This is a genomic window from Cyanobacteriota bacterium (genome assembly GCA_025054735.1).
Classification (GTDB): Bacteria; Cyanobacteriota; Cyanobacteriia; order SKYG9; family SKYG9; genus SKYG9.
On sequence record JANWZG010000064.1, the window covers coordinates 1 to 12,242 of the forward strand.

Annotated in this window: 11 protein-coding genes; 4 read left to right on the forward strand and 7 right to left on the reverse strand. The window is 46.2% G+C overall.

Going from position 1 to position 12,242, the window contains the following annotated elements:
• Window positions 1-390: ATP-binding cassette domain-containing protein (locus NZ772_04895; protein MCS6812897.1), on the reverse strand; the 390-nt coding region annotated here is incomplete at its 3' end.
• 290 nt (window positions 391-680) lie between these two features.
• On the opposite strand from NZ772_04895, the gene NZ772_04900 reads away from it, so the two are divergent.
• Window positions 681-1,562, forward strand: coding sequence for a squalene/phytoene synthase family protein (locus tag NZ772_04900; GenBank protein ID MCS6812898.1), 882 nt, complete (start codon window positions 681-683; stop codon window positions 1,560-1,562).
• Window positions 1,563-1,579: 17 nt separating this feature from the next.
• On the opposite strand, the gene fmt is transcribed toward NZ772_04900, so the two are convergent.
• The 3 genes from fmt to NZ772_04915 all read right to left on the reverse strand — a co-directional run bounded on the left by fmt (window position 1,580) and on the right by NZ772_04915 (window position 4,715).
• Window positions 1,580-2,587 carry a methionyl-tRNA formyltransferase gene (gene fmt / locus NZ772_04905; GenBank protein ID MCS6812899.1) on the reverse strand — a complete coding sequence of 336 codons (1,008 nt, stop codon included), beginning with the start codon at window positions 2,585-2,587 and terminating at the stop codon, window positions 1,580-1,582.
• Window positions 2,588-2,791: 204 nt separating this feature from the next.
• Complete coding sequence (locus NZ772_04910; GenBank protein MCS6812900.1) at window positions 2,792-3,889, reverse strand: GTP-binding protein; 1,098 nt, start codon at window positions 3,887-3,889, stop codon at window positions 2,792-2,794.
• Window positions 3,890-4,097: 208 nt separating this feature from the next.
• Window positions 4,098-4,715: a DUF4168 domain-containing protein gene (locus NZ772_04915; GenBank protein ID MCS6812901.1), complete on the reverse strand. Its 618-nt coding sequence runs from the start codon at window positions 4,713-4,715 to the stop codon at window positions 4,098-4,100.
• A gap of 868 nt (window positions 4,716-5,583) precedes the next feature.
• Between NZ772_04915 and NZ772_04920 the strand changes: the two genes are divergently transcribed.
• A complete protein-coding gene (locus NZ772_04920; GenBank protein ID MCS6812902.1) occupies window positions 5,584-6,885 on the forward strand; it encodes a glycosyltransferase in 1,302 nt (433 codons plus the stop codon).
• 157 nt (window positions 6,886-7,042) lie between these two features.
• Here NZ772_04920 and NZ772_04925 read toward each other — a convergent pair whose 3' ends face one another.
• The 3 genes from NZ772_04925 to dapA form a co-directional block, all read right to left on the reverse strand.
• Window positions 7,043-7,432 carry a hypothetical protein gene (locus NZ772_04925; protein ID MCS6812903.1) on the reverse strand — a complete coding sequence of 130 codons (390 nt, stop codon included), beginning with the start codon at window positions 7,430-7,432 and terminating at the stop codon, window positions 7,043-7,045.
• A 215-nt stretch (window positions 7,433-7,647) separates the two neighbouring features.
• On the reverse strand, window positions 7,648-9,399 hold the full coding sequence (locus tag NZ772_04930) for a ribonuclease J (protein MCS6812904.1): 1,752 nt from the start codon (window positions 9,397-9,399) through the stop codon (window positions 7,648-7,650).
• Window positions 9,400-9,768: 369 nt separating this feature from the next.
• Window positions 9,769-10,653: a 4-hydroxy-tetrahydrodipicolinate synthase gene (gene dapA / locus NZ772_04935; protein MCS6812905.1), complete on the reverse strand. Its 885-nt coding sequence runs from the start codon at window positions 10,651-10,653 to the stop codon at window positions 9,769-9,771.
• Window positions 10,654-11,098: 445 nt separating this feature from the next.
• Between dapA and NZ772_04940 the strand changes: the two genes are divergently transcribed.
• Both NZ772_04940 and NZ772_04945 read left to right on the forward strand, forming a co-directional pair.
• Window positions 11,099-11,701: a DUF6272 family protein gene (locus tag NZ772_04940; GenBank protein MCS6812906.1), complete on the forward strand. Its 603-nt coding sequence runs from the start codon at window positions 11,099-11,101 to the stop codon at window positions 11,699-11,701.
• Between the two features lie 2 nt (window positions 11,702-11,703).
• Window positions 11,704-12,048, forward strand: a complete 345-nt coding sequence (locus tag NZ772_04945; protein MCS6812907.1) for a hypothetical protein — start codon at window positions 11,704-11,706, stop codon at window positions 12,046-12,048.
• Window positions 12,049-12,242: the final 194 nt, after the last annotated feature.

The following is a 12,242-nucleotide window of genomic DNA, read 5'->3' on the forward strand; positions in this document are numbered from 1 at the left end:
GGCTAATCGGGGAAACAGTGTATAAATCTCTTGCTTCAGATTATGGAGAGGTTCGTCTCGAATAAATGCACCCATCTCTAGATTTTCATCAACGCTCAATGAGCGGAACACGTTAGCAATTTGTGGCACATACCCCATGCCAAGTTGCACAATCTGGTTGGGTCTCAGCCCAGTAATAGTCTGTCCCTTAAAGGTAATAGTGCCACGATGGGGAGCAAGCAGGCCAAAAATTGTCTTTGCCAATGTAGACTTCCCAGCGCCGTTAGGGCCAATCACAACGACAAGTTCTCGAGGATACACCCTAAAGTTCACACCCTGCAAAATGTCTAGATCCTTGACATACCCAGCGTAGACATCTTGAACATCTAGAAGCGGAACATGATCGTCCATTCAGCAGTGACCCTAAAGCTACGATAACAATGTTAAATCCGTCTTAATTCTAATATGGACAATGGCAGCGCCCCTAGGCAAAGAAAAATGGGGGCAATGCCCCTCTAACGACTAAAAAATTCTCGGGGTAGTATAGTAACGATACACAAATGATTAAACGCAACTGATCTTCAACATCATTAGTTTTTCCAAAAGTCGCTAGATTAGTGATTCGTTAACTTAGTGACTTAAATTATTAGATGTAGGGTGGTTGACTTTGCCTGGGGCATAGATTAGGGGGTTACGGGTGCGTGTCTACTGAAACTATTTCCAACTTGGTTGGGTCTTCTCAGTGTCATGCTGTCACTAGCGATTCACTCAAGGATGATGATAACGCTGCTTGGGTTTTATGGGTGGACTTACCTGCTCGCTTAGAATGGATTGAGCGCATGAGCTGGGTGCGCTTGGTTGATCGCCTGGCCGAGAGCGAGCTAGTTGATGGTCATGATACAGGATTTCAGGTCTTTCGCAAGAGCTGGAAGCATCTATTGAGTACAGGGCAAGTTAGACCGGAGGGTGATTATCAAGGAATCTTGACTAAAGTTCATAGCCGTTGGTTCCAGGGTAGTCAGTGGGATATTGCATCTATTCAAGCCTGGGATCGCTATGTGGATGCAATCGCCGTCTATCACCAGCCAGGTTTGACGATCGCAACCTTGAATGAACACGAAGACATGCTGCAGCGATTAGCTGGATCCTTCAGTCAAGTTCTCCCCTATTTACCCACAGCCTATCGTGACGCGATTTTTCACTTTGGTGCCCTAGACCAGTTCTATAATAATCTTCGAGACCTGGCAGAAGATGCTAGTCGTGGTATCTGCTATTTGCCAACGGGTTTGCTGCAGCAGTATGGCCTCACTCGACAAAATATCCTAACAGCAGACTGTTGTCACACATTAGGCTATCAACGCTTCATGCAGTTTTGGTTAGATGAGTATCTACCATGTTTACGTCAGCAGGTTAGAGAGTTAGTAGTTGCCCACGATCTACCCCCATCCTGGAAGCTACTGCGAGACTGGTCACTTCAGCGGTATGACCGCATTGAGCGGGTCTTTCGTCAATGTGAATATGATTATGTCGAATTCCCAAAAATCTATTGGGCAGAGGTGCGCCATTATTTAGGCAAGACTTAGGTTTGCCAGAGCTAAGTCTATGGACATGGCACTCGCTGTTCAAACTGGTCACCGCTTGTTAGCCGACTGCCGTTAACAAAATCCCATCCTGACTGGGGTCGTTTTCCGGCGGGTTGTACCTCTCGTAGGAGCAAATATCCACTACCAGTCTGCACGACAGGGCCATACCCTTTGATTAGGGTAACAACTGTCCCTGGTGTTACTGGTTCTAGGATAGGGACTTTTTCTAGCAGTGGTTGATACTCTGGCGGCAAGGAGAGGGTTAGATTTGGATCCAAGGGTAACGTTGCGGTGATTTTAATATCACTACCCTGTAGCCTTGTCACACAAGAAGGATAAAAGCCCCGCACTTGGTTGTGCAAAGCAATAGCCGATCGCGTCCAGTCTAGATAATAGTCATGTTTTTGAATCAATGGAGCATAGGTAGCCCGGTCGTGATCCTGAGGAATAGGTTGTATAGAGCCAGCTTGAAGCTGCTTGAGGGTATTTACCAATAGATCAGCACTGATGGCAGCTAGACGCTCTGAGAGATCTTGAGCATTGTCTAGAAGAGAGATTGGGGTTGTCATTGTCAGTAATATGTCCCCCGTATCCATACCCGCATCCATCAACATGGTCGTCACGCCTGTTTCCACTTCACCGTGGTACAAACTCCATTGGATAGGAGCAGCCCCTCGATAGTAAGGCAAGATTGAGCCATGGGCATTAATACATCCCAAGCGAGGCATATCAAGAATTTGCTGAGAGAGAATTTGACCATACGCCACTACCACAAAGGCATCTGCGTTCGTAGCAGCGAGGTTTGCTAGTGTGATTTCATCCCGTTTGATGCGTTGAGGCTGCCAAACGGGGATATGATGGCGATCTGCTACAACTTTCACTGGTGAGGGCAGCAGGGTGTTACCTCGTCCCCGGCGCTTGTCTGGCTGTGTAACAACAGCAATAACTGTCATCTCTGGGTGGTTGAGCAACGTTTCTAGACTGGGGACTGCAAATTGTGGAGTACCGAAAAAGACTAGTCTTATGCCCATAACCGATATCTAGTGATTGGTGCCGGTCTTACCACAATTCCCAGACAATGCTGTCTGCTTTCGTAACCCACGTGATTAGATAGCCGATCGCACGTCCCGCAGATGCCAACAGATTGCCTTCTCTATGAAGTTAAGACTCTATGGGAGTTAAGACCTAGAACACCCGTACTTGCAGTGACAAGACAACAACCATTACAGCTAGTCACACAAACAGGCTTCTAACTGAGTTAGCAACTGATGGTGGTCAAGATTCTGACCAATCAATACTAGTTGATTTTTAGGATCACTTGTCCAGTCTTCATCATCTAGGGAGAATCGCTTGCCGCTCAGGTGAAAGATATGTCGCCGGGGACTTTCATCAAACCACAGGATGCCCTTAGCGCGAAATACGTTGGACTTGAGCTGGTTATCCAAAAAAGCCTGGAACTTGCGGATGGCAAAGGGACGATCGCTCTGGAATGATACGGATGTGAAGCCATCGTTTTCTAAGTGGTGAGAGTGAAAGTGGTGATCGTGGTCATGAACACAATGTCCATGGTCATGGTCACAGGCTGAGTGGTCATGGTGATCGTGCTCATGGTGGTGATGATCGTGGTCGTGGGTAGAGTGGTCAGTGCCCTTACCATTCGGTCGAAAATAACGATCAGACTCAAACAGCCCCACACTCAAAATCAAAGGCAATGGTACGTTACCTTTGATTGTGCGCAGGATACGGGCATCCGGCTTCACATCTCGAATCTTGGCCTCTAGCAGGTCTGCTTTAGCCTCATCCACTAAATCCACCTTGTTGAGTAAGATAATGTCACCATAGGCAATCTGATTGTAGGCGGCTTCGCTATTAAACAGGTCTAGGCTGTAGTTTTCAGCATCTACTACAGTGACAATCGAGTCTAGCCGCGTCATATCTCGCAACTCTGTCCCCAAAAATGTCAGCGCCACAGGTAATGGATCAGCCAGCCCTGTAGTTTCCACCACTAGGTAATCTACCCGCTCTGGGCGCTCTAACACTCGATAGACTGCATCCACTAGGTCACTATTGATGGTGCAGCAAATACAACCATTACTCAGTTCCACCATGTCGTTATCACTAGTAGTGACAATTAGCTCGTTGTCGATGCCAATTTCACCAAACTCATTCACGAGAACTGCCGTCCTTAACCCCTGCTGGTTAGTAAGAATGTGATTTAACAGGGTTGTTTTGCCACTTCCCAAAAAGCCTGTGATGATGGTAACTGGCATCCCGTGCTTTTCTGTCTCCATGGTTGGAACTACATCAGGAGTGATTGTGGATGGCATAGTCTGACACTCAGCAATAGGGTGGATTCATGATTGTCATTCTATCGCAACTCTCGATAGTGACATCTGGCTCAAGGCAATTCTCTAGCTAGATGCAGCTCTAAAGTGTCTCTCATTGCGATCCTGAATGTAGGCCATAGAGTCACTGATAGCTACTGCCCTAGTCATGTATTACTCTGAATGTTAATCACATGTGAGTGATGTTGCATTAGCCGCCTCTGCGCTTGGGTTGAAGCAACTGCTGTTGTAAACGGATTAACTCAGCTTGAATGCGCTGTCGTAAGCCAGAATCTTCTTCTAGGCGGAGGGTGATATCGTTAAAGCGGCTAACACTTAAACCACTACCTTCGACAATTCGTTTAGACTGATGACAAAAATCAGTAGCAATCAGGCGAATGTCTGCAGGCAAGCCATTGAGCGCTTGAGGAGGGTGGCAAACAATCATGGGAACGTTGTCTGTGCCCATAATTCGTTGAATTTCTGTGTAAGCGGTTTGCCGTAGCGGCTCCATAGTCAATACGGAAGATGCATAGCGGCGCACCTCTTCGTCTGTAACTGGCCGATCTGGAGTTTGCGCTACGGTAATGGCCTGACGAGAGTTTGCATTCCACAGGATTGGAGTTGCTTGATGGGCGCTAGCAGGCTCAATCACCAGGGTAATACCCGTGATTGCTAACAGGTGCAACATTAGCTTGACACTACTGCTAAAGGTGATGACCGACTGCTGAAATAATCTACAAAAGCCAGCGATCGTAGACATAGCTTGAGGAATGACTACAGCCCGATGCTTATCTCCTAACCAGCAACAATTCGCCCAGTTTGTCATAAAGAAGAAACAGTGAAGTAGTTGTGACAGATCGAAAACTGTAACAATTCATGAGCCATCTAACGACTTATTGTATATTGAACTATTTTTTCCAACCTATGTTCCCAAGCTCAAGGAGTTAGACTAGGTGTCTGCATTGGCTATATTTCAACTATGCTTCACCATGCCAAGATTTCAGCTTATCCCATCAAATCTTTCAAATGGGTTGAATTTACCTGACTTAGGGTTCATGTTCAACAGACAAATCAATTCCCTTGAGAACCGTGAACCTACCATAGCGTTGCACTAATCGGTTAACCTAAATAACTGTGTTATCGGTAACGGTAGTAACAGCACTGCTTATGGTATGCCCTATGGAAGGAGCATAGTTATAGATTGGAGTCGTGATCAGCTCTGGTAAAGCATCATGAAGTGGCACAAGAGTTCTCAAAAGCAGTATGAATCGCAACAGACTTTCAGCCCATAGCACCCCTTTCATGTCTAGAATCAGTAACTTTGTAGTACAAAAATCTACTTTTGTGATTTACATCACTTTAAGGTTTGATAAATAGCCCTTAACTTGACCGAATACATTAAGGACTCGAAAAGAACTGGAACCGCTAATTTTGTAGTGGCTTTTGCAGTGGCTTCTTTTGCAACAGCTAGCACAACTGTCTTGTGAGAGATATGTCAGCCCTATTATGGCCAAGTGTAGTAGCACCTATGTTTCAAGCTCTAGCTAGAGTCGTGCAACTGAGCGCATCTGATCGCAAAAGTCGGGAATGTTGAGCTGAATTCGTGATGATTACGCTTGTAATGTACTGAGGTAGTAAGTATGTCCCAAATTCCTAAGCATTCTAGTGTTGCGGCGATTAACCCAACCCCGTTAATGCCCTATCGCCGTCCTCGCACGATGGTTCCAGGGCGGCAGGCGATCGCGCTCATCTCTGTGCATAGTGACCCGGCTGCTAGTTTTAGCAGTGATGACACTCTAGGGCAGGATGTCTATGTTTTGCAAGTCGGTGAAGCATTGGCAAAACTGGGTTGGCAGGTAGACATTTTCACTCGCAAGACATCTCCTGACCAACCAAAGGTCGTACACCATTCCCTGCACTGCCGCACAATTCGCCTAACGGCTGGGCCTGAGGCTATTATTCATCGAGATGAGCTATTTCCATACTTGCCAGCATTTGTAGATGCATTTCAAGCGTTTCAGGCAAAAGCAGGGTTGCCTTACCCTCTGGTGCACACTAACTATTGGCTATCTGGCTGGGTAGGCTTACAGCTACAGCAGTTTAACAATGTGCGATTGCTACACACTCATCACTCCTTGGGAGTTGTTAAGTATCAACATCGGCTTCATCTTCCTGATATTGCTCCTACCCGTCTAGCTGTGGAGCAGCAACTCACTGAACAGGCAGATTGTGTGATTGCCACTAGCCCCCAAGATTTGGAAAATCTGCGTAATCTGGTTTCACCTGTTGGTAATGTGGTTGTGATTCCTGGCGGTGCCAATGTAGAAACGTTTCATACTATCCCTCAAGCTGAGGCACGATCGCAACTAGGGTTCTCGTGCCGTGACCAGATAGTTCTCTATGTTGGTCGCTTTGACCCCCGTAAGGGTCTAGAAACAATGATTCGCGCCTGTGATCAATCACACGCTAAACGCAGTGGCAACCTGCGCATAGTGATTGCTGGTGGTACCGACCCTCTTCAGGGTGAGGCCAGTGAGCAACGCCGCATCAAATGCTTGGTAAATGAGCTAGGGTTAGCCTCTTGTACACTGTTTACTGGTCGAGTGAGCCATGATTTGCTGCCACTTTATTACACGGCTGCTGATGTTTGTGTTATTCCCAGTGAATACGAGCCTTTTGGGCTAGTGGCAATTGAAGCTATGGCTTGTGGTACGCCAGTGATTGCCTCAGCAGTAGGGGGCCTAAAGTTTGCGGTTGTGCCTGAGGAAACAGGTCTATTAGTCCCTCCTGGGAATATTGCTGCCTTCGCAGCCGCGATTGACCGAGTTTTATCTGCAGATGAGCTATGGCTACATAGAATCCGTAAACTTGCGTCAGAACGAGTACAGCAGAACTTTAGTTGGACTCATGTCGCTGCTAAGTTAAGTCACTTATATCGTCACACCCTAGCACAGTCGCTGCTTCATGATGGAATGCTAAATGTAGCTGCTATGTAACAGGGCACACAGGCTCCTTGGAGGGACGTTATCACAACGTATTACAAGAGTATGTCAGTACAAGAAGTTGTTCTAGAAGGCTAGATTGTGACTTTCTGAGTAGCTGAATACTAGTTACACAACCGCTTAGAACCGTGTTGATACTCCACCAAGTAGCTTACTGACCTTGGTAGTTTTGCTCAATCCATATTCGCATTTCTGTCTCAGAGTCGGTGCAGGTTGAATGCCCTGTTGTAGGGTCGTAGGCAAACCACCATCGGTTACCCTGTTGGTCAACAGATTGCCAGACTTGCAGGGTACTGGCATCATCGATGGCTTTAGTCACTTGTTGCCATAGATTTTTTGCCCATGCGATCGCTCTACCAACCCATGAAACTCCGGGCTTGGCAGCCTCTAACTGCCGTTTTTCTTGCTCTAACAAGGCGATCAGTTGTTGATCCCGCTTACTCTGGGCAATTTCCATCCGACGTTGCCAAGATGCCATCATACTGGCATAGTGAACGTGCTCCAGGTCAAACATCTCATGATTGAACACCTGACTAGTCATAGGTATCCCTATCCCTCGATTAGTTGCTACACAACTATTATATCTATTCTGTAGCTGTGGATACCAAAATTAATCTTTCTGTATACAATTTCCACTCCGAGTCTATTTGCCACTAGAGAAGCATTCTAGGGTTACATGTCAACTAGTCAGTTCCTTCTCTGTAATGGCTCGTTCAACGTCGGCTGTGTTATCAACCCTAAGGCTGACTAGGCAAGCTATCCCACTGTCAAACTCGCAGTGGTATGGCGATTAGTCAGTGCTGTTGTTGGTTCTGGCACCTGCATCAGAAAAATTAGTAGAGATTGTCCTCGTAATTCTCGCTTAAGCAGGCGACGCAATTCAGTTTCAATCTGTGCTTTGAGTCCTGACCAGTCCACGTCAATGTTGTGCCCTGGTAAAGCGTGAACAAACTGTTGCCAGCGATCCTCTAGGCAATTGGTAATGGTTCTTGTAACCAGACTGCGGAGCAGTGTTGGCTCGATCGTTGTGACGACTCCCCGCAGATGCACATCCGGTTGTGTTAGCAAACGCCCATCCCAGCCAATTGTTGCTGCCACCGTTACCACTCCATCTTCAGCTAGCTGTTGGCGCTGTTTCAGCACATCTCCACGGACAATGCCATTGTTGGCTACTAGTTCAATTCCAGCAGGAACTTTTTGACCCAAGCGAATACTTGTTGCCGTCAACTCTACTGTGTCGCCATTGTCAATGATCACAATGTTTTCTGCAGGAATGCCCATGCTTTGAGCTGTTTGGGCATGTTTGACTAGCATTCGGTGCTCACCATGGACAGGAATAAAAAACTTGGGACGAGTCAATGCCAGCATGAGTTTTTGATCCTCTTGAGCACCATGTCCAGACACATGGATGCCCTGTTCTCGCCCATAGATAACAGTTGCCCCTGCCATCATCAATTTGTCGATCGTGCTGACAACCGCAATAGTATTCCCTGGGATAGGGTTGGCTGAAAACACAACGGTATCGCCTGGACGCACCTTAACCTGCTTATGCTCGCCGTTCGCAATTCGAGTAAGGGCAGACATAGGTTCACCCTGGGAACCAGTTGTCAAAATCAGCACATGCTCATCCGGTAGCTTATGGATAACCTCAAGGGGTTGAAATAAGTTATCATCACACTTGATGTAGCCTAGGTTTCGAGCATGGGCAATGACGTTTAGCATCGATCGCCCGAGCACAGAGACGACCCGACCATGCTTTTTCGCCAATTCCAAAATCATGTTGACTCGGTGCACCGATGAAGCAAAGGTGGTCACAAGCAAGCGCCCCTTAGCTTGACCGAATACACGATCAAGATTGGGGTAAACTGAGCGTTCTGATGGCGTAAATCCAGACACTTCTGCATTCGTAGAGTCACTAATGAGACAGTGAACACCTTGCTCACCATACTCTGCAAGTTTTTGCAAGTCAAAGCGCTCGCCATCGACAGGAGTGTGATCAAACTTAAAGTCACCTGTGTGAATCACAACCCCAACTGGAGTATGAATAGCAACACTAAAACTGTCTGCAATTGAGTGGGTATTACGAATGTATTGCACTAGAAAAGAAGTACCTACTCGTACCATATCACGGGGACTAACGGTACGAATCTCAGTCCGATGGGCAACACCAGCTTCCTCCATCTTGTCACGCAGTAGTGCCATTGCTAGCCGTGGCCCGTAGATTACGGGAATATCAAACTGCTTAAGATGAAAGGGAATGCCACCGATATGATCTTCATGACCATGGGTAACAATCATGCCCTTGATCTTGTGGCGATTTTCTCGCAGGTATGTCATGTCTGGCAGCACGATGTTAACCCCATGCATTCCGTCAGATGGAAAGGCTAGCCCTGCATCCAACAGCATAATCTCGTCATTAATCTCAAAGATGCAAGTATTTTTGCCAATTTCGTGTAGCCCTCCTAGGGGAATAATTTTCAAAACGGGTGCTGTTCCGTTGCTGGTCATGGGTCTCCTTATAGAAATAAAAAATTACAATTATGAAAAGTAATACTTCAGATGCTCTATCCAACTCTTAGCTAAGAGTTTTATGTCCACGGGCCTGCCACCAGCCTGGTAAAACTGCTAGCACCACACTTATGGTGTAACCGTAGCTTCAAGAGGTGACAGATACTAAATGACATCAGCACGTCATGGCCTCTTAGGAAAAATCACGGCCACTAAGTATAAACAGGCAACAGGAATCGACTAGGTTGGTGTGAGTATTCAATTGTCAAAGATTTATCGGTTAACACTATTACTTTGCCGGAGTGAAATAGTTTAGATAATTTTGCCAGAGTGCGAGTCGCTTGGAGACACACTAGATGTTCTAGATGTCTAAAGCAGACCTAAGTCAGTCATAACTGATGTTAACGCATCAATCACATGTCCTGAGGCTGGATTTAAGGGAGGACGTACTGTCTGCAATTTCCAACCTTTGAGAGTTAGAGCAGCTTTGATAGGGATAGGATTTGTGGTCATGAACAACGCTTTGAACAAAGGAAATAGGCGAACATGAATATCGGCAGCGGTTTGTACGTTGCCAGCTTCAAAAGCTTGAATCATTTGCTGAAGCTGTGATCCTACCAGATGACTAGCAACGCTGACGACTCCGACAGCACCAAGCGCTAGCATCGGCAGAGTTAAGGAGTCATCACCAGAATAAACCTGAAATGTTGATGGTGTTAAGCAGCGAATCTGGCTCACCTGATCCATGTCGCTGTTGGCCTGCTTCACAGCCACGATGTTCGACAGTTCCGCTAAGCGGGCGATCGTCTCTGGCAGTAAATTTTGCCCTGTTCGCCCAGGTACGTTGTATAACATCATTGGCAAATCGGGCACTGCTTCCGCTATTGCTCGAAAGTGAGCATATAACCCTTCCTGAGGCGGCTTATTGTAGTAAGGAACTACCTGCAATGTTCCATCTAACTGCAGTGTAGCTGCCTTTTGAGTGGCCACGATAGCTTCCCTAGTAGAGTTAGAACCTGTTCCAGCTATCACCTTAGCCTTGCCTGCTACCGCTTGCTGCACGACTCGGAACAACTCATACTCCTCATCCCATGAAAGAGTAGGTGATTCGCCAGTTGTACCACAGACAACTATTGCATCTGTGCCATGATCTACCAAATAGGCTGCCAACTTTTCAGCTTCTCTATAGTCAACGGTGCCATCCGCTTGGAACGGCGTTACCAAAGCTGTTAAAACTCGTCCAAAATGGGTCAAGCGATCAGTTCTCCTACACTATGATCTATCTTGCCAGAGATTAGTCTATTATCGCGTGCCTTCATAAAGAAATCATCAATGCGACCAACGAACGAAGAAGAAGCTTATGCTTGGATAAGCAAGATTGTACTGAAAACTACCATATTTGGTGAAGATAGATGGAGAAAGTGTAGTCATAGCGCATCTCTACCTTACTCACACCAACTTATTCACACTGACTAATGGTAGCGAGGATATCAGGTGCAGATAGAGCAGCTACTAAGTTGGGGTTAAATGTAAATTGTTCTCAAGAGCTTCAGAGATGATGCAATCTATGCTGTCTATGAGCAACCTGAGAGAACTAAGGCTAGTATGTAGTATGCGTGCCTCACCTTGTTATCAGCAACTGGTTGGCAACCAGTCATCATCAATCGTAGTTAAGTTGCAGCACACTTAATATTCGGCTATGTCTCAAATTTTTGGAAGTTTCGAGGAAGATCCACCCACTAGCCAAGAGTACTTAGTTTTAAGTTTCTCCCCAAGTTCTACCCCGCTAAAGCAACGTTGGCGCACCAACGGGCTGTCGGCAGATTTCCTAGCTGACTACTTAGCCACTTTTTTCCCAAGTGAGACTAGCGCTGCAAATCCTAAAATTACTCGCGCAGAAGTAAAAGGGGCTGTAAGCTACATTGCCAACGAGCTATTGGAAAATGCTATGAAATTTAGTGACGAGTCTGCTGACTATTCCATCAGCATCGGGCTGCATTTATATAGCGATCGTCTCTTGTTTGTGGCTAGAAACAGTCTTACTCCTGAACGGGCAGCAAAATTTCAAACCTTCTTGAAGAAACTGACTACGGAAGATCCCCAAGAGTTGATGATTCGTCAAATCGAGGCTGATGTAGACGAGACTAGCCAATCGGGAGGCGCTGGCTTAGGTCTACTCACAATGATTAATGACTATGATGCCAAATTGGGCTGGAAGTTTGAGACTATTTGCAAGGATCCTACGGTCATGACAGTCACAACTATGGTGCAATTAACATTGCAGGACAAAGGAGCCATTTGAGAATGGAAATTAGAGGGGAAGACTACGTAGTTTGGTTTGATAGCAGCTCAACTACTATCAGTTTCAAAGGGTCGTTGCGACTGAGCAGTATGGAAGAGTATGCTCCGATTGTCCAATTACTTGGAGATGTAGTTGATCAGGAGCCGCCTACAGTAGTTCTAGATCTGCGGAATCTAGAGTTTCTCAACAGCTCTGGAATCAATGTGTTATCAAAGTTTGTAATCAAGGTTCGCCAAAAGGGTAATGTGCACATTCTAGTTCACGGCTCTAGGGATACGCCATGGCAACTAAAATCCTTGAAAAACCTACAACGACTGATGCCTAGCCTAACCTTGCAGTTTGACTAAAGAACATGATAGTTAATTAGGCATATTAGAAATAAGTTGTTTAAGTAAAGCAGAGTTTTCTCCCCAAAGCTAGACCGTTTGTTTCAGCTAAAGCTACTCTAGTATCAATATTCCAAGAACTATTTACACAAGTTGATTTGTTTGCAGGGTGCACCTGGGCTTGCACTATAGTAATGCCCGGTTTCTTGTGGGAG